This window comes from Mycobacterium sp. E3251, from assembly GCF_001666835.1.
In the GTDB taxonomy this organism is placed as follows: domain Bacteria; phylum Actinomycetota; class Actinomycetes; order Mycobacteriales; family Mycobacteriaceae; genus Mycobacterium.
The window spans coordinates 1-23,214 of the sequence record NZ_LZJF01000024.1 but is presented as its reverse complement, the minus strand read 5'-3'; the positions used below and the strand labels follow the sequence as shown (position 1 = coordinate 23,214).

Genomic DNA, 23,214 nt, shown 5'->3' with positions numbered 1-23,214 from the left:
ATCGCCTCGGTCACCACTTATCTCGCATCGCGGCGAAACGGCTACGTGACGGGTGCCACCGTGAACGTCGACGGCGGATCGGACTTCATCTGACCGTAGGTCAGTTCTTCGTCGGCAGAGCTTCTTCGGGGTTCTCGGCCCATTGCGCCCGATGGCGACCCATGGTCATCGCGCCGTTCCAGCCGCCGTCGGTCCACAGCACCTCGCCGCCCACATAGCTCAGCCGCGGGCTGCCGAGGCAGATCAGGGGCCAGGCCTGTTCCTCGGGGGTGGAGTACCGCAGATTGACGTCAAGCCGTTTCGCCGAGGGCCGCGGACCGGAACGATCAGGGACTCGCCTGCGACTCGACAGGAGCCGCCGCGAAAGCATGCTCCATTTCGTCAAAGATGCTGCCGGGCACGAATATCTCCGATGGGTCCAGGATACGGTCGAGGTTGGCCGCCACGTCCTCGGCGTCGAAGGCGCCGTCGCCGCCGAACCAGCCACGGGTCACACCGATCTGCAGCGCAGCTACCCTTCCCCGGAATGCACTCAGGACCCTGTGCGTCAGTGTGCAGTGCTCGCTGGCAAGGTAGGCAACGACCGGGGCCACTTGATCGAGCCGCAGCGTCTCCAGGAAGGCCCGCGCATCGGGCGTGTGGCCGGCATCCCCCATGAGCGCCATGGCCATCCGCGTGTCGCCCATCGGCATGATGGCGTTGGCGTGTATTCCGAACGCCGCACCCTCGAGCGCCGCGACGTTCATCAACCCGAGCATCCCCGTCTTGGCCGTGGCGTATCCCGTTAACCCCGGCTGCCCGAAAACCCCCGCCGCGGAGGAAACGAACACCAGTCGCCCGTATCCGGCGTCCCGCATCACCGCGAAACCCGGTCGGATGACGTGAAAGGCGGCCAGCACATGGTGGCGCAGCAGCGCCTCGAAGCGTTCGGTCGGCCAGTCCGGCAACGGGTCGTCGTGGATGATGCCGGCGTTGGCGACGATCGCGTCTAATCGTCCGAATTGGCTGACGGCCAGGTCGACCGCGTCCTGCCCCCCTTGTTCGGCGCTGGCGTCCGAGGCGCACGCCACCGCCCGCCCTCCCGCGGCGCAAATTGCGGCGGCGACGTCATTAGCCGGGCCCGGATCGCCTCCACTTCCGTCGGTTTCGGCGCCATTGTCGTGGACCACCACCGCAGCTCCGCGACGGGCAAATTCATGGCAATACGCCTCCCCGAGTCCGCGGGCACCGCCGGTCACCAGGACGACGCGATCGGCGAACGAGATCAATTTCGGCCTCCTGCAGACAGTTATGTTGTGGGCACAGCGCCGCGTTCGGTCCAGTGCGCGACGAACGGGGTAATCGTCGACAGGTCGTAGAGACCCGGCTCAGCCGCAATCACGGCCGGGATTGCGTTGATCGCGTGCATGGCAGTGGCCAGGCAGCCTTGCTCGGCGTGATCCTCCTCGTGCGAGCCGATGACGAGATGAAAACTCATGTTGGGCTTGCCCTCTAACGCCACCTGATAACCAATCTCCGTCGGCCACTGCGGCGCCAGGTCGTCGGCCATCCTGGTGAGATGCTCTACCGCAAGCGTGGTTTCGCCGCAGTCGACCACCACGCCGAAGCGCATCGCCCCGACCGTACCCGCGGGAATGTCCCCGGCAGCCACCGTTAGGGCCCTTGGCGTCGTCGCGACTTCCCGAAATCCCTCGACGGACCGGATCTCGAGCCCGAGGGCCTGCGCGAGTATCGTCGCGCTGCCGATCCACGCGCTTGCTGCGTAGTCGGTGTTGGTCAGCAGCGGGGTGGTGTCATCGGGTGCATGCCCGAAACCCATGGCGTTGAAAATCAGGTCGTGGCTGGCGTAGGTCGAGTAGTTCAGCACCTCCCGGACATTGATCCGGTCGGCGCGCTCGGAGAGCCGGGACAAGATCGGGACCAGCGACTCGCCGACGAAACCCGGGTAGAGGCCTAGCCCGAGAAATGACGAACCGCCTGCACGACAAGCCTTTTCAATTCCGTCGGCCAGCGATTCGTGCAGCGAGCGGGGATGCACGAACCGGCTACCGGTGGCCACCACGCTCTTGCCCGACGCCAAAAGATCGCAGACGTCGGCAAAGCAGCCGGGCGTATCGGTTTCCACCTTGCCCATGTAGAGCACCACATCGGCATCGGTAGCGATGACGGCGTCCCGATCAGCAGACGTCAGCACCCCCGCTTCCGCGACCCCGCACAGGGTGCCCGCGTCGAGGCCGGCTTTTGCCGGGTCGTAGACGCGCACGGCGACGAGTTCCAGGTCTGGGCGGCCCAACACATGGCGCAGCGCCATCATTCCGGTCACCCCGGTCGCCCATTGGATCACGCGAGTCATGTCGGCCGGTCCGTTCAATCCCAGACCACGTCGAGACGCGGCGGTGAACGGAACATCGTGCCGCTCACATAGGGCGGCGGGGCGTCGGGGTCGAGCCGCAAGCCCGGCAATTCGTCGAACAGAGCGTTGAAGAACTTGGTGCTCTCCAACCGGGCCAGGTGCATTCCTAGGCACAAGTGTGCGCCATGGCCGAAACCAATGTGCGGCTTACGCTCGCGGAAGATGTTGAAGGTTTCGGGGTCCGGCCAGCGCGTCTCGTCGTGATTGGCGCTGCCCAGGTTCACCATCATCGTCGATCCCCTCGGGATGTCGAGCCCGAAGAATTCGGTGTCAGTGGTGACCTCCCGGATGAAATTCAGCAGGGGCGTCTCCCACCGGATGCCCTCCTCGATCGCCTGGGGCAAAAGACCGCGATCGGCGCGCACGGCGTCGAGCTGGTCGGTGTGGGTCAACAGGGCCAGCGCGAGGCTCGCTGTCGATCGCGACGTGGTCTCCGCTCCGGCGGGCAGGAGATTGCGCATGAACCCGTAGATCTGCTCGTCCGACATTTTGACGCCATCGATCTCGGCCTCCGACAGGATCGTCACCATGTCGTCCTTCGGCGACTTGCGCCGGTCGGCCAGCACGCCGATAAAGTACTCCTTCATCTCCGCCGACGCCTTCATGGCGGTCTCCATGTCGGCGCGAAAGCCCAGCAGGTCGATGGCCAGGCGGTGAAACTGGCCGATGTCGGACTCGGGCAACCCGAGAAGGGCGGCGATGATCCGGACCGGGATGGGCATGAACACCGCCGCCACCAAGTCCGCACGCTTGTGGTCGCGAATCTTCGCGATCGTGCGGTCCACCAGCGGCCCGACGAGTTCGGTGTCCCAGCGTTTCATCGAGGACTTGGCGAACGCGAATTCGTGCAATCTGCGGTAGGTCGCGTGCTCGGGTTCCTGCATCTCCAGGATCGTCGGACCCTGCAGCGGCCGCACCATATCCTCGTAGATGCGGGTGCTGAACGTGGCGTTGTCGGTGAACACGGCCTTGACGGCGTTGAACGAGTAAGCCGTGAAGGTCTTCTTGCCGTCGGGTCCGTCGCAGGGAACCCCCATTTCCGGCCAGCCCGGGTGAACGGGCGCCTTTTGCCGCAGTTCGCGCAAGAGCGGGTACGGGGTCGCGTCGCCGTCGGCGCCCATCCCGGCGTTGAACTTCTCCTGCGCTTCGCGGATGCGCTGCTCGATGTCGTCGTCAACCGTCGGCTCCGCCACGTGCCACCTCATCAGCCATCAACCTACATGTTGTCGGTTGCAAACCTACATGATGTAGGTTGGATGAACCAGAAGGCTTACATCGCGAAACCGCAACCTGGAGCGTTCGATTGGTTACTCGAGTCGTGCAATGGGCGACCGGCGCCGTGGGCCGGGCCGCACTTCAGGAACTGATCGAGAATCCCCATTATCAACTCGTCGGCGTGCTGGTTTACGACCCGGCGAAAACGGGACTCGATGCGGGCGCCCTTTGCGGTCTGCCGCCGACGACCGGCGTGATCGCGACGGCGGACAAGGACGCGATCGTCGCGCTTGGCGCCGACGTCGTCGTGCACACGGCCAGCAAGGCCCACGCCATCGAGACGAACGCCGAGGACATCTGCCGCCTATTGGCGGCAGGCAGTAGTGTCATCACGACCACGTCGTATAACCACCTACCCACCTACGGTATGGAGACCGAATCGGCGTTCGCCGACGCCTGCCGGCAGGGCGGGTCGCGGTTCCACGCCGCGGGCGAGAACCCCGGCTTCATGTTCGAGCGGCTCATCGCGACGGTGACGGGGCTGAGCAAGACGATCGACCGCATCGATCTCTACGAGGCGACCGACGTTTCGGCCGTGGATAGCCGGCCGATGCTGGTCGACCTCATGGGCATGGGCAGACCACCGGAAGACGTCAGCGTCGATTCCCCGATCATCAAGAAACTCGACATGGCCTACCGCCAGGCGCTCAATGCGACGGCCGACGTCCTCGGGATCACCCTGTCGCACATCGACGTGGCGGTCGACGCCACCACACTGCCGCACGACATCGAGGTACTCGCCGGCACGATCGAGGCTGGAACGGTTGTCGGACAGCGATTCTCGTGGGTCGGACACTGGTCGGGCCGTCCGGTGCTGGCCATTCACGAGGAATGGGTCCTCACCCGCGACCTCCCCCAGTGGGGCATGGCTCCGCTGAGGCCCGGCGAGAAGGCGCCCCTGATCCGGGCGGTCATCAAAGGACAGCCGAGCTTCGAACTCCAGCTCGACGTGGGGTTCGATGGCTCGGCGCAACCCGGCCAGCACGCCATGCCGGGCCACCTGATGATCGCGATGGGCGCGGTTCGCGCGATTCCGTACGTGCTCGCCCAACCGCCCGGCATCGTGACCGCACCGGTATTCGGCGCGATCCAGCTAGCGTGAGGCGCGCGCGACCGCGCGGGCAATGTGGTCGCTTGGCGCCGCGTGGAAGACGTGCGCACTGCCGTCCGGTAGGACCCTGCGGGCAACGAGATAATCGGATCCCATCCAGCCCTGTCGGATAAACCGGCCGAACCGCAAGAAGGTCCCGGGAGCGCCGCTGGCCGACGGGATCAGCTTGACCTGCTCGATCCCGTTCTTCACTCCCTCCCCGGTGAGCGGACGGGCCGCCGCGAGGCCGCGCACGATCACGGTGGCCGCGTCGTGCGACAGCCCGGGCATCGAGTGTCCGGGCCGACGACCGTATCTGGCTTCGAAGCGGTCGAGAAAGGCCTGACCGACTGGGTTGCGCTCGTCGTAGCTGTCCAGACCGATCCAGCCCGACAGCTGCCGCCTCCACTCCGCGTTGATGTGCGCCATTTCGAAGGCCGTCGTCGTGTACCGCGGGGGGTCCCAGCCCGCCGCCAGCAGCGCGTCCGTAAACCCCCAGAGACCGTGCCCAAATCCCACGTGCACCAGAGCGTCGGGGGCGGCTGCGCGCAACGCGGCCACCGCCTCCGACTTATCAGCCTCCACCTGGGGAATCGCCACGGTGCCAACAATTTTCAGACCCGCGGCGTCGTAAGCCCGCTCGGCGAACGTGAGGTACTCCTTTCCGATCAACGACGACTCGTAGGCAATCGCGATCCGCGACCGGCCATCACCGATCATCACCGCGGCCAACATCACCGGCTCCTCCGGCATCGAGCCGTTGTTCAACGCGAAGCACCAATCGCCCAGGGCACCCTCCGACCCCGACAGGGTGACGATCGGAACCCGAGCGGTGGCCTCGACGTGGGAACGCAGCGGCACCACATTGTCCGATACCCACGGGCCGTAGATGGCAAGACAGCCCTCGGCCACCAGCTCGTCGAAGGCCCTCTCCACCGCGGCGTAGGTACCGTTGGGCAAGCCGACCACGTTGCGCATGCAGAGTTCGATCGGCCGATCGACCAGCCCGGACGAGACGGCTTCGTCCATCACCAGGCGCAGCGCGTCGACGCTGTCGTTGTCGGTGTCCCCGGTAGTCGGATAGTCGTTCAGCAGGCCGACTTTCAGGGGAGCAACCGACCCGTATGCGCGAACCTCGTCGTCTGGCATAGCGGCAACATACCGGATGAAGGTTGTCCGCGCCGATGCCATCCTTTCCGCGAACCGGAAACGATGGTTTACGTAACCGGCATATCTGCCCTTTCGGGGTGTACCTTGCGAGGGGGGCCGCCCGAAGGAGACGCAATGACGCTCGCATCACCGCTGGAATCATGTGCATCGACACCCGAGAAGAAGTATCGCGTGATCCAGTGGGGCATGGGCAATGTCGGGACTCTGGCGCTGCGCCACTTCGCACACAACCCGCTCTACGAAGTCGTCGGAGTGCTCTGTAATCGTCCGGAGAAGGTCGGCAAAGACGCGGGCGAGCTCGTCGGGGTAGCGCCGATCGGCGTGCTCGCAACCACCGACAAGGCAGCCCTGGAGGCCCTCGATGCCGACTGCGTTTTCTATGCGCCACTGTGGTCGGACGTCGACGAGATCTGCCGCCTGCTCCGCGGCGGGAAGAGCGTCGTCGCCTCGGGCGGAGCGTGGTGGCATCGGACCGAAACCAACGGCGCGGACATCGACAAGATCGAAGCGGCGTGCCAAGCCGGCGGTACCTCGTTCCACGGAGGCGGGATTCACCCCGGATACGCGGCGGACCTGCTCGTCCTGACGCTGGCGCGGATCGTCGGCAAGACTGACCACATCCACATCTACGAGGCGGTGAACTTCAACAAGGACACGTTGAAGTACTTGGACGAGATGGGTTTCGGCAAAACCCCGGCGGAGTTCGCGAAGGGCAATCTCTTCCAAGACGCGTGGTCGTTGTTCGCGCAGTCCCTGACCATGGTGGTCGAGGGGCTGGGCAAAACGGTGGAGAAGTTCACGACGGATGTGGAGCTGGGCACCGCCACCCGCGACATCCCCTATGAGGGAACGCCGGACATGGACATGCCGGGCCTCAAGGGTGTGATCAAGGAGGGCACCGTCGCATCCCAGCACCACCTCTGGACGGCGTGGGTGGACGGCAGGCCGTTCATCACGCTGCACGAGCTCTACTCGTTCATCGAACACGACGCCATCGATCCGAAGCCTGATTGGGAACCGTACTACCACTACCGCGTGGTGATCGAGGGCGACCCAGGAACCGAGCTGATCCTGCGGGGCAGCCAGGAAGCCCGAGAGCACGCGAAGCCCGGCTACATCGGCTATGCCTGGACGGCGATGGAACCCGTGAACTCCATTCCCGCAATCTGCGATGCGCCGCCGGGTTTCAAGTCCCACACTGAACTCGGTCTCATGACGGTTCGCGGGATCGTGCGCTGAAACGACCCATCCCGACGCTCAACATTCAAGCTGAAGGTTGCTACGATCGTCGGCATGGCGAAGCGCGGCGGAGCGGACGACGATCGACGCGCCAGGGGCGAGCAGACCCGTCGCGACCTGATCGACGCGGGTCGCGAGCTGTTCGTTGAACATGGGTTCTTCAACACGAGCATCAGCGACATCGTGACTAAGTCGGGCGTCGGGACGCGCGGCGCCTTCTACCACCACTTCAAAGACAAGGCCGAGCTGTTTCGCGCCGTATTCGAAGACGTCGAAAATGACCTCACCCTCCAGTCCATCGCTGCCCCGCCACCGGGCGCGGACGCCTGGGAACGGCTCACGCGGGGTTTGCACGGATTTCTCGAAGCCGCACAGGAACCCGCGGTTCAGCGGGTGATACTCGTCGACGGACCCGTGGTGCTGGGCTGGCAAACCCTGCGCGAAATACAGCAGAGCAACAGCATCGCGCTGATCAACGAGGCGGTCCGTGAGGCGATCGCCGAGGGCAGCATCGACGATCAACCCGTCGGGGAGCTGACACACATGCTGGTCGCCGCGCTCGAGGAGGCTTCACTTCTGGTCGCACACTCCGCGAACCCCGATAGGGCGCGCCGTCGGGCCGCCAAGATCCTCGACCGGCTCCTGCTCTCGTTTGCCATCGAGCCTCGCACGATGCCACGACGCTGACCGGCGAAACGGGAGATGCGGACCCGTTTCGCCCGTTACGGAAATGCGTATTTCCGAAAACTGCAATAGTCACTCTGATTATCTGATAGCCTCGTTCTCGAATTTTGTCGCAAGGAGACACATGCAGCCCGAAGACATGATCCTGGTGAGCGTCGACGACCATCTGGTGGAGCCGCCGAACCTGTTCGAGGGCAGGCTTCCAAGCAAGTACGCGGACGAGGCGCCCCGAGTCATTCGCCGACCCGACGGCTCGGAGGTATGGATGTTCAACGATGCCATCGTCCCCAACATCGGCCTCAACGCTGTGGCGGGTCGCCCACGCGAGGAATATGGCGTCGAGCCGACCGCCTTCGACGAAATGCGCCCGGGGTGCTACGACATCCATGAGCGGATCAAAGACATGGACGCGGGCGGTGTGCTGGGATCGATGTGTTTCCCGTCTTTCCCCGGCTTCGCGGGCCGGCTCTTCGCCACCCACCCCGACAAGGACCTCGCCCTCGCCGTCACCCAGGCCTATAACGACTGGCACATCGACGACTGGTGCGGCTCGTATCCCGGGCGCTTCCTGCCCATGGGGCTGCCCGTGTTGTGGGATCCCGAATTGTGCGCCAAAGAGATCCGCCGCAACGCCGACAAAGGCTGCCACTCGGTCACCTTCACCGAGAACCCCGCAACGCTCGGATTCCCGAGCTTCCACGACGAGTATTGGGATCCCATGTGGCGGGCGCTGTCGGACACCAACACGGTGCTCTCCGTCCACTTGGGCTCCTCCGGCAAGATCACCGTGACCGCCGACAACGCGCCCGTCGACGTAATGATCACCCTGCAACCGATGAACATCTGCTCGGCGGCCGCCGACCTGTTGTGGTCCCGCGTCATCAAAGAGTTTCCCGACGTCCGCTTCGCACTTTCCGAGGGCGGCACCGGCTGGATTCCCTACTTCGTCGACCGACTCGACCGAACCTACGAAATGCATCACCTGTGGACCGGCCAGGACTTTGGAAACAACCTGCCCAGTGAGGTGTTCCGCGAGCGCTTCCTGACCTGCTTCATAGCGGACCCAATTGGCGTCAAGCTACGCCATGACATCGGCATCGACAACATTGCCTGGGAGTGTGACTACCCGCACTCCGACTCGTCGTGGCCCGCGGCACCCGAGGAGCTTGCCCTGGTCATGGTGGACCTCCCGGACGACGAGATCAACAAGATCACGTATGAGAACGCATGCCGTTGGTACTCATTCGACCCGTTCCAGCACCGCACCCGAGAACAATGCACGGTCGGCGCCCTGCGCGCCGAAGCCGGTGACCACGATGTCGAGATCCGTAGTTTCGACCATGGCCGGTTCGAACGCACCGCGGGCGCGACCCTCGGCAGTATGAGCGCCAAGCTCGATGTCTGACAACGAACAACGCCCGTTGCGAGTAGCGGTCGTGGGCGCCTCCTCGGGTCTGGGCCGGTGCATCGGAATCGGGCTCGCACACCGGGGCGCGCACGTTGCGCTGTTGGCGCGTCGATACGACAGGTTGGTCGACGCGGCCAAGGAAGCGGGCAACGGAGCCGTGGCCGTGGCGTGCGACGTCACCAGTGCCGACACCTGCCACGAGGCGATGTCCGAAGTGGTCGGCGCGCTGGGCGGTCTTGATGCCTTGGTGTACACGACCGGCATGGGCGTCCTCGCGCCACTGCGCGAGGTGACGGCGGAACAATGGGCGCAGCTGTTCGCCACCAACGTCATCGGGGCTTCGCTGGTCACGGCGGCCGCGGCGCCACACCTGGCCGCGACGGCGGGCTCGGCCGTATACCTGTCGTCGCTGAGTGCGTCCTATACAACTCCGTGGCCGCTGCTCGGAGCCTATGCCGTGACGAAGGGTGCGTTGGACAAGCTCGTCGAGGCGTGGCGCATCGAACATCCTGAGATCGGTTTCACCCGCCTCGCGGTGGGCGACAGCCTCGGCGGCAGCGGTGACGCGCAGACCGAGTTCAACAAGGCCTGGGATCCCGACGCGTTGGAGACGGCCATCCGATATTGGATGGAGAACAAGTACATGCTTGGCGGGTTGATTGACGTCGAGCATCTGACCGATGTAGTCAATTCCGTGATCCGTTGCGGGAGTAGCAGTTTCATCCCCTACCTGACCCTTGCCCCGCGCACCTCCGACGCAGTGAAGGAACTTCGCAAATGGTGAACCATGAACCGCGAATGCTGATCGACGGCAAGCTCGTCGAATCCGAGACCGGGCGACATTTCGAAAACGTCAACCCGGCGACCGAGGAGGTCCTGGGCACCACCAGCGACGGTACCCGCGCCGACATGGGCCGAGCTATCGCCGCTGCGCGTCACGCGTTCGACCACACCGAGTGGTCACGCAACGGCGAGGCCCGCGCAGCCGGACTGCGCCAACTACAGACAGCACTCGAAGCCGAACGCGAGGACTTGCGCACCGAACTCGTCGCCGAAGTGGGCTGTCCCGTGTTATCGACCTATGGACCGCAGCTAGACGTGCCACTCAATGAAGCCCTGACCTGGCCGGCCGACATGATCGATCAATTCGCTTGGAAGCGTTCGCTCCCCGCCAAGGATGCGTTCGGACTGGGCAGCCTGACGAGCCGCGAGGTCTGGAAGGAGCCGATCGGCGTCGTCGGCGTCATCACACCGTGGAACTTCCCCTTCGAAATCATTCTCAACAAGATCGGCCCCATCCTCGCGATGGGCAACACCTGCGTGCTCAAGCCCGCCCCGGATACCCCGTGGAACGCCACCAGGATCGGCCGCATCGTCGCCGAGCAGACGGACATCCCGCCGGGTGTGATTAACATCGTCCCATCATCTGACCACCTGGTTGGCGAGGTGATTTCGACGTCACCGCTGGTCGACATGGTGGCGTTCACCGGCTCGACGGCGGTCGGAAGACGCATCATGGCTGACGCTGCCCAGACACTCAAGTCCACCTTCCTCGAGCTCGGTGGCAAGTCCGTATACCTGGTCCTCGACGAGGACGGTGATATCGGCGGCCCGGTGGGCGGCAGCGCGTTCATCTGCATGCATGCCGGTCAGGGATGCGCGATGCCCACACGCCTGCTGGTGCCCAACTCGCGTTACGACGAAGCGGTCGAAATCGTCAAAGCCGCAATGGAAAAGACCAACTACGGCGACCCCACTGATCCGTCGGTGCTACAGGGACCCGTGGTCTCGAGAAAGCAGCAGGACCGGGTCCTCGGCTACATCGAGAAAGGCAAGCAGGAAGGCGCCCGGCTGGTGACCGGGGGCGGCGTGCCCAAGCACCTGCCGAAAGGCTATTTCGTCGAGCCGACCGTGTTCGCCAACGTCGACAACAAGATGACAATCGCGCAAGAGGAGATCTTTGGACCTGTGCTGTCGGTCATCGGATTCGACGGCGACGACGAGGCGGTGCGAATTGCCAATGAATCGATATACGGCCTCTCCGGCGTCGTCTTCGCCAACGACCTCGAACGCGCCAAATCCGTGGCGAGCCGGATCAGAACCGGCACCTTGGGCATCAACGGCGGCCTCTGGTACGGCGCGGACGCGCCGTTCGGCGGTTACAAACAATCAGGCGTCGGCCGGCAGTGCGGCATCGAGGGCCTCGAAATCTTCACTGAGACAAAGACCGTCGGCTGGCCGGCCGCCTGACTCCCAACGAGAGAAGCGACAATGAAGTCCAAAGCAGCGGTGTTGCGTGGTGTGGGCCTGGATTGGGAAGTCACGGAGGTCGAGCTGGACCCACCGCATGCGGGCGAGGTTTTGGTCAAGATGGCCTACGCGGGCATCTGTCACTCAGACGAACACTTCTATACCGGTGACAGTGTTCCGACCGCGGAGATGGAAGAGATGATGCGAGCATCAGGCATTCCGGTGCCTGAATGGTTCCCCATGCTCGGCGGCCACGAGGGCGCCGGCGTCGTCGAAGCGGTGGGCCCAGAGGTGAAGACGCTCAGGCCCGGCGACCACGTGGCTGTCTCCTTTCTCCCGGCCTGCGGCAGTTGCCGGTGGTGCGTCACCGGCCACACCTACCTGTGCGACGTGGGCGCCGACATCTACAGCAAAGCGATGACCACCGACGGTACCCGGCGTCGCCACCTCGGCGGTGAAGACCTCATGGCGATGATGCAGGTCGGCACCTTCTCCGAGTATGTGGTGGCGTCCGAGCGTTCACTGGTCAAGGTGCACGACTGGATCCCCCTGGAGGCCGCCTCGCTGGTGTCCTGCGGCGTGACAACGGGATTCGGATCCGGTTCGGTAGCGGCAGGAACGCAGGCCGGTGACACGGTGGTCGTGATCGGCGTCGGCGGGATCGGCATGAATGCGGTGCAGGGCGCGAAGGTCGCGGGAGCCAAGCACATCGTCGCCGTAGACCCCAACCAATTCAAACGGGAGATGGCACCGACCTTCGGTGCGACGCATGCCGCCGGCGACGCCGGTGCCGCATTGGAAATGGTCAAAGAGATCACGTGGGGCGTGATGGCCGACCGGGTCGTCCTCACCCCGGGTGTGGTGCCGGTAGACCTGGTATTCACCGCGATGATGTTGTTACGCAAAGGCGGAACCTGCGTGCTGACGGGGATGGCGAAGCTCACCGAAATGATGGTTCCACTGCTCCTCGCGGACATGGTTAGCTCTTGCAAGACCCTCAAAGGCACGCTCTACGGTGAAATGAATCCGCGCGAAGCCATGCCCAGGCTGCTGTCGATGTATGAGGCGGGCGTGATCAAGCTCGACGAACTTGTCACCCAGAAATACAAGCTCGACGACATCAACGAGGCCATGAAAGACCTGCGCTCCGGCAAGAACATCCGCAGCGTCATCGCGTTCGAGTGAGCCGTGCTACCTGGCATTTAACCAATCCCGGCTCAGAGATCCGACGAGCACCACGGGTCAGGTCGCGCGCTGTAAGAGCATGACGCCGGACGGCACGCCCCCGCCCGTACTGACGACCGCGGTGCCTGCATCCGCGACTTGACGAGCGTCCGCCTGGTGGCGCAGTTGCAGCACTGCTTCGTAGACGAATCCGAATCCGTGCAGCCGCCCCTCCGACAGCTGGCCGCCGTGCGTATTGAGTGGCAGCTCGCCGTCCAGCGCAATGCGCCGCCCACCATCGAGCCATCCTTGGGCCTCGCCGAAGCCACAGAAACCCAGGGCTTCCAGCCATGACACGCAGTTGAAGGTAAAGCCGTCGTAGAGGAGTGCAAGGTCGACGTCCTTGGGACGCAGGCCGGTTCGACTCCACAGGTGCGCCGCCTGGCCGATGACTTGGGGCTCGTGCGTAAGTGTGCCCTGATCCCACGAGACGCGTTCGAGGATCTGCGTGCCGACGGCCTCACAGCGCACTGCCGGTCGCGGCAAATCGCCGGCCACCGTGGCGTCGGACACCACGATCGCTATCGAGCCGTCGCACGGAACATCACAGTCATACAGCCCGAACGGTGAGGTGATCGCCCGCGCGGCGAAGTAGTCATCCATCGTCATCGGGTCGCGGTAGATGGCCGCAGGATTGAGCGCCGCATTGCGGCGCGCGTTCACCGCGATCATGCCGAAGAGCTCTCGATCACCGCCGTAGCGGTGCAAATACTGGTTGGCGTTCACCCCAATCCAGTTGGCCGCGGACGCCGCGCCGAACGGCAACGACCACTGCTGTGGCCCAGCCACCCGCCCGCCGCCCGCGCGTAAGCGAAGGGCTGCAAACGTCGACTCCCACACGGTCCGAAAGCAAAGGACGTGCCTGCACAGACCGGAAGCCACCGCCATCATCGCCGCAATGATCGCGCCGCCCTGACCGGTCAGATCCATGCCGCCGTTGATCCAGGTCGGATGCACGCGCAGCGCCTCTTCGACCGCCGCGATTCCGCCTTCACTCATGCCCATACCCACGGGGCCCGGGTACGTCGAAAGACCGTCGATATCAGCAAGTTCCAGACCAGCATCATTGACCGCAGCTAAGCACGCATCCACCGTAAGCGACAACGGATCGATCATCAGCCGGCGACCCGTCGCAGAGCGACCAATGCCCGATATGACGGACCCATGCTCAAAGCGCTCTGTTGTCAGCGGGCATCGCGGCGCCGGCGAACTCGCCGGACCCACTAGATCCCGCTCGTCGGTGCCGCCTGTGGGCTCGAACAACGGAATCCAGACGTCGTCAACGTTCTTGAACCGGACGGCGACACGCTGGCCGACATGCACCCCCTCGGGCCGGCACCCCACAATGTTCGTTGTCAAGCGCACCTGGGCGCACTCGTCGAGTGCAACCACGGCGATCACATAGGGCGGGTCGAATCCCGGCAGCCACGGATGCTCATTCAACGTGTAGCCCACTACTGTCGCTCGTCCCGAAACCACGGTAGGTTCAGCCGACGTTGCGCGGCACTCCGGGCAGATCGGCACCGGTGGGTGCACGTAGGTATGACATTCGAGACAACGCTGAATGCGTAGGTTGCCGTCCGCACCCGAGGTCCAAAACCATTGATTCCAGGGTGTGATCTCCGGTAGTGGCCTCATGATCCGGGCACTCGGCTAGGGCCATCGCCGTGTCGAACTGAATGGGGACGCCCGGCTCCAAGCCGACCTACGCGGCGGATACCGGTATTCTCAGAAATAAGTATGATCATTACCGACATGGTGTCACACAACTCCTGCCTCTTCCGAACGGGCCCGGACAGCGCGCGAGTCCGGACCGTGACACCGCGTCTACCGCTCGCAAGTCAGCGGAGATAAAGAAGGGTGTGGGCGTACAAGTGGTATCAGGATGGCATTCTGAGCCGTGGGGCCAGTACAGGTGCGTTCAGCAACGTGTTCGGGCTCGGGCCCGGCGACGAAAGGAATGGGCCTGCGCGGGAGGATCTCCGCTGCGCCACGGACGATTATCGATAGCCGGCGTACTCCGCCCGCGCCAGAGACCGCAGTCAGATGATCCCGCCGGCAATCCACTCCGATGACGCGGAGCTCAATGACGCGGCGAACACCCTGCGTGGTCGAATGACCAAACACTGTTTGGTAGTCCTCGGAGCCGACGAGACCGACGTCGTGCGCACCGCGGGAGGCCTGATCTACGACTGGTCATCGGCGGGGTGGGACGTGACCGTGCAGTTGGGGGTTTCCCGCGATGACCGGCCGTTGCGAATCGTGGGCGCCAAGACCAGTTCGCCGATTAGGCGCGATAGCCTCCGCGGGGATCCGCTATGGCCGGATGCGATCATCGCCTCGCATCGGCTTTTCTCGGAAAACCTCTCGGTGCGCGCCTATTTCACTGAGGCAGTGGCACGTGGCTACGCCGCAACGGCGATGCCCGGGAACGAATGGCCCAGTGCGCTCGATCAATCGGTCGGACACATCAGGCACCGACTCAGTCCCGCCGCGCGTGCCTTCAAACTCCAGGCGATGCTCGCCGCCGGAGTAGTGCCGGAACAGGTGGCGTCCACGGAGTTATTCCGCGGCTCCCCCGAACGATTTACGTCCCACCGATTCCTTGCCTTCACACAGGCGCGGTCGCCGTAAACGATTCCTATCGGCAACTGTGAGCGTGTATTCTCAATCTGCTGCCGGATGTTGGCTGCCTCTAAGCGCCCCCATGGTGTGAACCGGACCGGAAGGGACGAACCTCGATGAGCATTCCCGACATGGATGCCCAAGGGCCGTTCCGCATGGACCTGGCGGCCGCCGTATGGAGCATCGTGCGTGACCTAGTCGAACGCCAGCGGTCGATGGCCGAACTTCAACGAAAACTGACGGCCATCCAAGCCAAGCACGCTGGTCAATCCGAGGAGATCATCGGGCTCAACGATGACCTCAAGAACGTAAGTGATCTGGTTGCCCTCCGCGACCTTTGGTATTCGAAGGGCCTACCCAGCATGGTGGCGAAACTTGCCTTGGTCCTCGAAGTTCGTGACACTCTTGGGGATAGCGAGGTAACCATCGATGACCCGACGGATGCCGCCCTTTGGCGGAATAGGTATTTCGTCGCCGTCGACGACCTGACGTTCAGCTTGCCACCGGACAGGCGGCGCAGCAGCCAGCCTTGATCGCCGCCAAAGATGCCATTGACTAATGTCACCATTTGTTATTGACTGCGTGACATGGCGGACGGTGTTCCGGCCCGCGGGTCATTGCGGTCCCGTGGCGCGGCGGCGGTAAGTGCTTACACCCTGCGGCCGGTCACGGGCCTGATACCGCCCGAGCGAGCATGGGGGCTATGGCTGTCGCGCCAGATCGTCGCCAGGATCATGGGAACGTTCGGCCCCTCGCTGGCGGGCACCCGCGTCGAACACGTCGACACGAAGCTGCCCGACGGGCGCCGCGTCAAGGGTGAATGGGTATACGGACCGCGCACCCCGACCAGCGAGGCGGCGCGATCGTCCACATCCGTGGGAGCCATCTACTACGTGCACGGCAGCGGTTACGCCGTGTGTTCGCCAAAAACCCACCGGCGGTTGACGTCCTGGCTCTCATCCTTGACCAGCTTGCCGGTCTTCAGCATCGATTACCGACTCGCGCCCCGCCACCGCTTTCCCACCGCGGCCGATGACGCACGGGCGGGCTGGGACTGGCTGCTGCAATCTTGTGGAGTATCGCCGAAACAGATTGTGGTCGCCGGAGATTCGGCGGGCGGGCACCTGGCCGTCGACATGTTGCTGCAACCCGAGGTCGCCGCCGACCACCCCGCCGCGCTGGCGCTGTTCTCCCCGCTCTACGACGTCACCTTCGAGCTGTGCCTCGCCCGTGAACGGACGCGTCGCGATCCCGCGATCCGGGCGGCCGACGCGGCTCGCCTGGTCAGCATGTATCACGCCGGAGTGGACCTCACTCACCAGCGGCTGACACTGAATGTGGCCGGCGGCCCGCCGCTTCCGCCGACCCTCATCCAGGCCGGCGGAGCCGAGATGCTTCAGGACGACGCCCGTCAGCTGGCGGCCGACATCCAAGCCGCGGGCGGCCGATGCGAACTGCAGATCTGGCCGCACCAGGTGCACGTCTTTCAGGCACTGCCACGCATGACGCCCGAGGCCGCCAAGGCTGTGGCCTACGTCGCGCGGTTCATCGCCCACGCGTTGCAGGATGCGCGCGCCACGACCCAGGAGGTGCTCTGAGGCATGTTGGACAGATTGCTCGGAAGGTCGAAACCCAGCCGCGGCGCGTCGGCGGTGGTGACCGGCGCCGGAAGCGGCATCGGCGCGGCGTTCGCCGTCGAACTCGCCCGGCGCGGCGGCGCGGTCGTCTGCAGCGACATCGACGAAGCCGCCGCCCAAAGGACGGCCGACGCGATCACCGACCAGGGCGGCAGAGCCACCGCCATCCGTTGCGACGTCTCGAAACTCGAGGATGTCCAGGCGCTGGCCGACCAGTCACAGGCCTGGTTTTCCGGGCCGCCGACGCTGGTGATCAACAACGCCGGTGTCGGCGCCGGCGGCGCGGCCATCGGCGATGCGCCGCTGGATGATTGGCAGTGGACGCTGGGCATCAACCTGTGGGGGCCCATTCACGGCTGCCATGTGTTCACCCCGATCCTGCGGGCCCCGTCGCACGCTGCCCGGGGCATCATCAACGTGGCCTCGGCGGCCGCATTCGGCGCGGCCCCGGGCATGGCCGCCTACAACGTCAGCAAGGCCGGTGTGCTCTCACTTTCGGAGACCCTGGCCGCCGAATTGGCCGGCACCGGGGTGAAAGTCACGGTGCTGTGCCCGACGTTCGTGAAGACCAACATCGTCGCGTCGGGCCGCATCAGCGAGGAATCCAGCCAGCTGGCGAACAGATTGATGCGCTGGACCGGATTTTCGGCGGACAGAGTCGCGCGGATCTGCCTGGACGCGCACGACCGCGGCGAGCTGTACTGCATGCCGCAACTCGACGCCAAGATCGGCTGGAATATCAAACGCATGGCCCCGCAGGCCTATACGCGTGCGGCCGGCCTGGTGTCCCGAATCAACCTGCCCTGATCACCCAACGCAAAGGAGCTCCCGATGGCCATCGACATGGAAGCTATGCTCGCCAAGATCAAGGATCGCCAGTGGGCGCTCGCCGACATCGATTGGGACGCGCCCGGCGCCGAAATGATCAGTGATGAACAGCGGCCACAGCTCAAGGCGTTCATGGCCGACCTATGCTGGATCGAGAATATCGGCGCCAGGGGCTTCGCTGCGCTGGCGAAGAAGGCACCCACACCGACCATTGCCGAGATCTACCGTTACTTCCACGCCGAGGAGCAGCGCCACGCCAACGCCGAACTGGCGCTGATGAAGCGTTGGGGCATGCTCACCGACGGTGAGATTCCCGAGCCGAACGTGAACATCCGACTGGCGATCGACTGGCTGGACCGCTGGGCCGATGACATGCCGCTGTCTCTGCTGGGCACGGTCATTCCGATGCTCGAAGTCGCCCTGGACGGCGCCCTGTTGAAATTCCTCCTCGATGAGGTGCACGACCCCATCTGCCACCAGGTTTTCGAGAAGATCAACAATGACGAATCACGCCACCTGGTTGTCGATTTCGAAGTCCTCGACATGATCGGGCACGCGAAGATCCGACGGTTGCTGATCGACTTCGTCGGTCACAACGCCACTCCGGGTCTCATCATCGGTGCGATCATGGGCGCACCGCTGATCAACAGGATCCGCAATGAGATCACGGACATGGGTATGGAGCCGGAGCGGCTTTACCGAGCTGTGAAGAGATTCAAAGAGCTTGGTGATCGCGGCGAACGTACCAGGCGGGTACCGACTTATCGTTTCCTGAGGCGTTACGCGGGAGTGGTCACAAATCCACGCCACCCGTACCACCTGCTGGCGAATTCGATGGTATGGCTTTCCGACCGATATCCGCGGCCCCTGCTTCCGTCGGTACCGACTTGGGTTGGAGAACTCACCCACGAGCCGGCGGCGTGACCATGGCAGGCGACCACACCCACGCGGTGCTCATCATCGGAGCCGGCTTCACCGGGCTGGGAGCGGCGATCCGGTTGGCCGACGCCGGAGTCGACGACATCGTCATCCTGGAACGCGGCGAGCGGGTTGGCGGAACCTGGCGCGACACAACCTATCCGGGCGCCAGCTGTGACGTCCCCTCGCTGCTGTATTCGTACTCGTTCGTCAAGAACCCGGCCTGGTCGCGTACGTACTCCCCCGCCGCGGAGATCTGCCGCCACCTCGAAGACATGGCGACCAGATTCGACATCCGCCGCCACATCCGATTCGGCCATGAGGTCAACGGCCTGAGCTTCGACGAAGCTAACGGGGTTTGGACCGCAACCACCCGACGCCGCAAGCGATTCCGTGCGCGCACCGTCGTGCTGGCTTCCGGACCGCTCTCGGACGTCAGCTTCCCCGACATTCGCGGGCTGGACAGTTATCGCGGGCACAAGATTCACAGCGCCCGCTGGGACCACGACTACGATTTCGCGGGCAAACGGGTCGCCGTCATCGGCACCGGCGCCAGCGGAATCCAGATCATTCCCGAGCTGGTGAAACGCGCCGGCTTCGTCAAGGTGTTCCAACGCACCCCCTGCTGGGTGCTGCCGCGCCTGGACGCCGCCACCCCGCCGGCCGTGCAGGCCCTGTTCACCAAAGTGCCTGCCGCCCAGCAACTTGCGCGGCAGGCCTTGTTCTGGGGTCACGAGGCGAGCGCCACGGCCCTGGTGTGGGACACGCCGTTGACCTCGCTGGCCGCGCGCCTGGGGCGGGCACATCTGCGCGCCCAGGTGAAGGACCCTTGGCTGCGACGCCAGCTGACGCCGGACTTCCGGCCGGGGTGCAAGCGCATGCTGGTCTCCAGCGACTACTACCCCGCCCTGCAGCGCGACAACTGCAAGCTCATCGACTGGCCGATCGCCACTATGAGCCCGGCCGGCATCCGCACCAGCGACGGCATCGAGCACCACCTCGACTGCGTCGTCTTCGCCACCGGCTATGACGTCCATCTGACCGGACCGCCGTTCGCGGTCACCGGGCTCGGCGGCCGGTCGCTGGCCGACGAATGGGCCGTTGGCGCACAGGCTTACAAGAGCATCAACGTGCACGGGTATCCGAATCTGTTCGTCATGACCGGACCCAACTCCGGGCCAGGTCACAACTCCCTGCTGGTCTACATCGAGGGGCAGCTGGAGTACGCGGTGCGCGGCATCACCGCCATCCTTGACAACGACCTGCGCTATCTCGATGTGCGCGAGGAGGTCCAGCGCCGGCACAACGACAGCCTCCAGCGCCGCCTCACCAAGACGACATGGATGTCCGGCTGCCGCAGTTGGTACCTCACCAAGGACGGATACAACGGGTCGATGTACCCGGGTTTCGCGACGCAGTATCTTCGGCAGATGAGGGATTTCCGCTACGACGATTACCAGGCGGTGGCGCGCCGCACCCGGGCGCTGGCCACCGCGTCGGGCTGACACATGGCACCCGACCGCCCGCTCCACCGTTCTTCAAGCCCCGAGCCTGGCACCATCGCCAGCGTGCTGCACAACGTGCGGCGCGCGCCCAAGCGCGTTCGGCGCCAATCGCGGGAGTACCGACAGTTGATCGAGACGGCGGTCTCGCAGCTTTTCGACGCGGCGGTCCGCCATCCCCACGGCGTCCCCACGTCCGGTGAGTACCGGATCGATGATCTGGCCCGGCTGGCCGGCACCACCACCCGCAACATCCGCGTCTACCGCGACCGCGGACTGCTCCCCCCGCCGACGCGGGTCGGCCGCATCGCATTGTTCAACGACACCCACCTGACCCGGCTGCGGCTGATCACCTCGATGCTCGACCGCGGATACAACATCGCGCACGTTCGCGAAATGCTCAGCGCCTGGGAGCAGGGCAAGAACCTGGGCGACGTGCTGGGCCTGGAGACGGCCATCGCGGGCCCGTGGACCACCGAGAAACCGGAGACCATGCCACTGGCCGAGGCGCAGCGACTCGTTGACGACCCGGACGCGTTCGAGCGCCTGGTAGCGCTGCACGTCATTCGGGTCGACGGAGCCCAAGCCACCGTCATCCGTCCCAAACTGATCGAGGCGTTCAACGAAATCCGTGGCTACGGAGTCAAATTGGAGAAGCTCGTCGACTTACACGAGCAGATCGTGCCCGAAATCGACAAGATCAGCGACATGCTGGTGCGTGCCGGAGCCGAGCACGTGCTGGACCGCATCAAGCCGGGCGAGCCGTTACCGCCGGATGCCGAGATTGCCGAACTGATCACCATGCTGGTGCGCTTCCGCACTCAGGCCGTGGCGACGGTCACCGCCACGCTCGCGTCGTCGATCGAGTCCAACATCGAGTCACTGGTGGGCCACATACTGGCCGACTACCTCGAGTCCAGCTCCTCGCCGGAATCGGCGTCGGGCTAAGCGATGAGTTTTTCGGGTCGAACCACTTGTGGCGGGGCGGGTGCGACCTGCCTGCCGGGTTCCTGCGCTCGTCGACGGTTGGCAAACCCGTAGATGATGCCCGATTGCGGCGTGGACAAAGCGGCAAGCGTGCCCAGGAGCAGAAACCAGTCTTCTTTGAGCCGGTCGATACGTGCTCTAACCATGAGCTTTCCTGACTTGAACATGCGAGGGGGAAGTGTGGGTTCCCACTGAGCCGCGTTTCAAACTGCCCAATGCTCGAAGTTCAGGAGTTAGCAGGTTCGTTGGCCCCGAAGTGAATCTATAGAGTGCGAATCAAGCGCCACATCGACGTGGCGGGAGCCTCATCGGCGGAAAATCATGGTCAGTGCCCGCTCAGAGTCAGCGTCCCTTCCGTCTTCAGCACCTTGCTGGCGGTGATCCGCTCGGTCTTGCGGGCCTCACGCTCGAGATAGCGCTGCTTGGATTCGTCGAATTTGTCGGAGGCCTGCTCGAGCTCCTTGACCAACACGGCAAGATCGTCGCGCATGCGCGCGGCCTCCCCGGTGAAGTCTTCGCGTTCGAAGATGCGCCACTTCCTGAGCACCGGCATCACCACCTCGTCGAGATGGATGCGCGGGTCGTAAACACCGCCGACGGCGATGATTACCGCCTTTCGCCGGAATTCGGGCACCGTGAACCCGGGCATCTTGAAGTTGCGCAAGATGCGGTGCACCGACTTCATCGCCTGGTTCGGGGCGATGTCCAAACCCGCTCCACTGACATCCCGGTAAAAGATCATGTGCAGGTTCTCGTCGTGCGACACCCTGGCCATCAGCTGCTCCGCGATGGGGTCTTGAGACGCCTTACCGGTGTTGCGGTGGGAGACCCGGGTGGCAAGCTCCTGAAACGAGACGTACATGACCGCGTCGAACAGACTCTCGGCAAACATATCACCCTGCTGATTCTGCCCCGGGCTGAAGCCCCGCGTCATTTGCTCGAGCCGCAACTTCTCCAGCTCGACGGGGTCGACGGCGCGGGTGACCACCAGGTAGTCGCGCAACGCCGTGCTGTGCCGGGCCTCCTCGGCCGTCCACCGGTTGACCCATTGCCCCCAGGGGCCGTCCATGCTGAAATTCATCGCGATCTCGCGGTGATACGACGGCAAATTGTCCTCTGTCAGCAGGTTCTGCACCATCGCCACCTGCGCGACGTCGGGGAGCCGGCTGTGTCCGGGCTCCCAATCCTGACCGTCGAGCGCGTAGAAGTTCTTGCCGTCCGACCACGGGACATAATCATGCGGATTCCACTCTTTGAACATCGTCAGGTGGCGGTTGAGCAGATCCTCGACCACCGGCTCAAGTTCGTGTAGTAGCTGCAGGTTGGTCAGGTCGTTGGACACAAAGCCCTCCAGTTATGTGTGCCGTCAAGTAACGCACAATGTATCTGTGTCATCCGGTTACATGAAGATGACACGCCGGAATCCCCGCCAACTAGGGCCAAAGGTCCCTATGCCGAGTGGGCCACCCCGCCGGAGGGCTCCGACGGGCACGAATCAGTCGCGCACGCGCTACTGGCGCGGAACCAGGTACGGCGCGAGGGTGGAGAGCTTTTCGCAGGTCTCTTCGAATTCACGCTCCGGCGTGGACTCTTCGATGATGCCCGCCCCGGCCCGCAACCATGTCACGCCGTCGCGTTCGTAAGCGGCCCGCAGCGTCAGCGCCGCGTCCAAGCCGCCGTCGGCCGAAAACATCACGACCGCACCGGAATACAGTCCGCGCGGGGCGTCGTCGAGACGCAGGATCGCCTCCATCCCGCCCGCCTTCGGGATGCCAGACGCGGTGACCGCGGGGAAAAGCGCTTCCAGCGCGTCCATCCGGTCGTTCGACGGACCTAGCCGCCCGCTGACCGTGGAGCCAAGGTGCTGCACGCTGCCACGTTCCCGGACCGTCATGAAGTCGGTGACCGAGCCGCTGGCAGGTACGCGGGCGCTGGGTCGTGGTCTGGCCCGCGACCAACAGGCC

At 64.4% G+C, this 23,214-nt stretch carries 22 protein-coding genes and 1 pseudogene; 15 read left to right on the top strand and 8 right to left on the bottom strand.

What is annotated here, in order from left to right:
• Positions 1 to 93 (top strand): annotated as a pseudogene (locus tag A5697_RS27555) (short-chain dehydrogenase); the annotation flags it as partial.
• A gap of 7 nt (positions 94 to 100) precedes the next feature.
• Here A5697_RS27555 and A5697_RS26895 read toward each other — a convergent pair.
• The 4 genes from A5697_RS26895 to A5697_RS03485 are packed head-to-tail and all read right to left on the bottom strand — an operon-like array spanning position 101 to position 3,606.
• Positions 101 to 370: a hypothetical protein gene (locus tag A5697_RS26895; protein WP_369806052.1), complete on the bottom strand. Its 270-nt coding sequence runs from the start codon at positions 368 to 370 to the stop codon at positions 101 to 103.
• Complete coding sequence (locus A5697_RS03495; protein WP_068008027.1) at positions 327 to 1,268, bottom strand: SDR family NAD(P)-dependent oxidoreductase; 942 nt, start codon at positions 1,266 to 1,268, stop codon at positions 327 to 329. Before A5697_RS03495 ends, A5697_RS26895 begins: the two co-directional genes overlap by 44 nt.
• 20 nt (positions 1,269 to 1,288) lie before the next feature.
• On the bottom strand, positions 1,289 to 2,353 hold the full coding sequence (locus A5697_RS03490) for a dihydrodipicolinate reductase (RefSeq protein WP_068008025.1): 1,065 nt from the start codon (positions 2,351 to 2,353) through the stop codon (positions 1,289 to 1,291).
• A gap of 14 nt (positions 2,354 to 2,367) precedes the next feature.
• Positions 2,368 to 3,606, bottom strand: a complete 1,239-nt coding sequence (locus A5697_RS03485; protein ID WP_068008022.1) for a cytochrome P450 — start codon at positions 3,604 to 3,606, stop codon at positions 2,368 to 2,370.
• A 125-nt stretch (positions 3,607 to 3,731) separates the two neighbouring features.
• Between A5697_RS03485 and A5697_RS03480 the strand changes: the two genes are divergently transcribed.
• Positions 3,732 to 4,790, top strand: coding sequence for a dihydrodipicolinate synthase (locus A5697_RS03480; protein ID WP_068008020.1), 1,059 nt, complete (start codon positions 3,732 to 3,734; stop codon positions 4,788 to 4,790).
• Here A5697_RS03480 and A5697_RS03475 read toward each other — a convergent pair.
• Positions 4,782 to 5,927 (bottom strand): ABC transporter substrate-binding protein, encoded by a 1,146-nt coding sequence (locus A5697_RS03475; RefSeq protein WP_068008018.1) that lies wholly within the window; start codon positions 5,925 to 5,927, stop codon positions 4,782 to 4,784. The genes A5697_RS03480 and A5697_RS03475 overlap by 9 nt on opposite strands.
• 135 nt (positions 5,928 to 6,062) lie before the next feature.
• Here A5697_RS03475 and A5697_RS03470 point away from each other — a divergent pair, with 135 nt between their 5' ends.
• The 6 genes from A5697_RS03470 to A5697_RS03445 all read left to right on the top strand — a co-directional run bounded on the left by A5697_RS03470 (position 6,063) and on the right by A5697_RS03445 (position 12,714).
• A complete protein-coding gene (locus A5697_RS03470; protein ID WP_068008015.1) occupies positions 6,063 to 7,187 on the top strand; it encodes a dihydrodipicolinate reductase in 1,125 nt (374 codons plus the stop codon).
• Between the two features lie 54 nt (positions 7,188 to 7,241).
• A complete protein-coding gene (locus tag A5697_RS03465) occupies positions 7,242 to 7,874 on the top strand; it encodes a TetR/AcrR family transcriptional regulator (RefSeq protein ID WP_068008013.1) in 633 nt (210 codons plus the stop codon).
• Between the two features lie 121 nt (positions 7,875 to 7,995).
• Positions 7,996 to 9,276: an amidohydrolase family protein gene (locus A5697_RS03460; protein WP_068008009.1), complete on the top strand. Its 1,281-nt coding sequence runs from the start codon at positions 7,996 to 7,998 to the stop codon at positions 9,274 to 9,276.
• Positions 9,269 to 10,063, top strand: coding sequence for an SDR family oxidoreductase (locus tag A5697_RS03455; protein ID WP_068008006.1), 795 nt, complete (start codon positions 9,269 to 9,271; stop codon positions 10,061 to 10,063). The genes A5697_RS03460 and A5697_RS03455 overlap by 8 nt, the downstream gene beginning before the upstream one ends.
• Positions 10,057 to 11,529 carry an aldehyde dehydrogenase family protein gene (locus tag A5697_RS03450; protein ID WP_068008003.1) on the top strand — a complete coding sequence of 491 codons (1,473 nt, stop codon included), beginning with the start codon at positions 10,057 to 10,059 and terminating at the stop codon, positions 11,527 to 11,529. Before A5697_RS03455 ends, A5697_RS03450 begins: the two co-directional genes overlap by 7 nt.
• A 21-nt stretch (positions 11,530 to 11,550) precedes the next feature.
• Positions 11,551 to 12,714: an NDMA-dependent alcohol dehydrogenase gene (locus A5697_RS03445; protein ID WP_068008001.1), complete on the top strand. Its 1,164-nt coding sequence runs from the start codon at positions 11,551 to 11,553 to the stop codon at positions 12,712 to 12,714.
• A gap of 57 nt (positions 12,715 to 12,771) precedes the next feature.
• Here A5697_RS03445 and A5697_RS03440 read toward each other — a convergent pair whose 3' ends face one another.
• Entirely contained in the window at positions 12,772 to 14,391 is a 1,620-nt protein-coding gene (locus A5697_RS03440; RefSeq protein ID WP_068007998.1) for an OB-fold domain-containing protein, read from the bottom strand.
• A 477-nt stretch (positions 14,392 to 14,868) separates the two neighbouring features.
• Between A5697_RS03440 and A5697_RS03435 the strand changes: the two genes are divergently transcribed.
• From A5697_RS03435 to A5697_RS03405, 7 genes are all read left to right on the top strand, one after another.
• On the top strand, positions 14,869 to 15,387 hold the full coding sequence (locus A5697_RS03435) for a hypothetical protein (RefSeq protein ID WP_068008033.1): 519 nt from the start codon (positions 14,869 to 14,871) through the stop codon (positions 15,385 to 15,387).
• A 107-nt stretch (positions 15,388 to 15,494) separates the two neighbouring features.
• Entirely contained in the window at positions 15,495 to 15,911 is a 417-nt protein-coding gene (locus tag A5697_RS03430; RefSeq protein WP_068007995.1) for a hypothetical protein, read from the top strand.
• Between the two features lie 54 nt (positions 15,912 to 15,965).
• A complete protein-coding gene (locus tag A5697_RS03425) occupies positions 15,966 to 16,976 on the top strand; it encodes an alpha/beta hydrolase (RefSeq protein WP_082953219.1) in 1,011 nt (336 codons plus the stop codon).
• Between the two features lie 3 nt (positions 16,977 to 16,979).
• The gene (locus A5697_RS03420; RefSeq protein ID WP_068007992.1) at positions 16,980 to 17,822 is read left to right on the top strand and encodes an SDR family NAD(P)-dependent oxidoreductase; all 843 of its coding nucleotides are present in this window, start codon (positions 16,980 to 16,982) and stop codon (positions 17,820 to 17,822) included.
• Positions 17,823 to 17,846: 24 nt separating this feature from the next.
• On the top strand, positions 17,847 to 18,767 hold the full coding sequence (locus A5697_RS03415; protein WP_068007990.1) for a reductase: 921 nt from the start codon (positions 17,847 to 17,849) through the stop codon (positions 18,765 to 18,767).
• On the top strand, positions 18,764 to 20,266 hold the full coding sequence (locus A5697_RS03410) for an NAD(P)/FAD-dependent oxidoreductase (RefSeq protein WP_068007987.1): 1,503 nt from the start codon (positions 18,764 to 18,766) through the stop codon (positions 20,264 to 20,266). Before A5697_RS03415 ends, A5697_RS03410 begins: the two co-directional genes overlap by 4 nt.
• A gap of 3 nt (positions 20,267 to 20,269) precedes the next feature.
• Complete coding sequence (locus A5697_RS03405; protein WP_068007984.1) at positions 20,270 to 21,211, top strand: MerR family transcriptional regulator; 942 nt, start codon at positions 20,270 to 20,272, stop codon at positions 21,209 to 21,211.
• Between the two features lie 364 nt (positions 21,212 to 21,575).
• On the opposite strand, the gene A5697_RS03400 is transcribed toward A5697_RS03405, so the two are convergent.
• Together A5697_RS03400 and A5697_RS03395 are read right to left on the bottom strand one after the other, a co-directional pair.
• On the bottom strand, positions 21,576 to 22,592 hold the full coding sequence (locus A5697_RS03400; protein ID WP_068007982.1) for an acyl-ACP desaturase: 1,017 nt from the start codon (positions 22,590 to 22,592) through the stop codon (positions 21,576 to 21,578).
• Positions 22,593 to 22,760: 168 nt separating this feature from the next.
• A partial coding sequence (locus tag A5697_RS03395) for a chorismate-binding protein (protein WP_197500899.1) occupies positions 22,761 to 23,214 on the bottom strand: 454 nt, incomplete at its 5' end.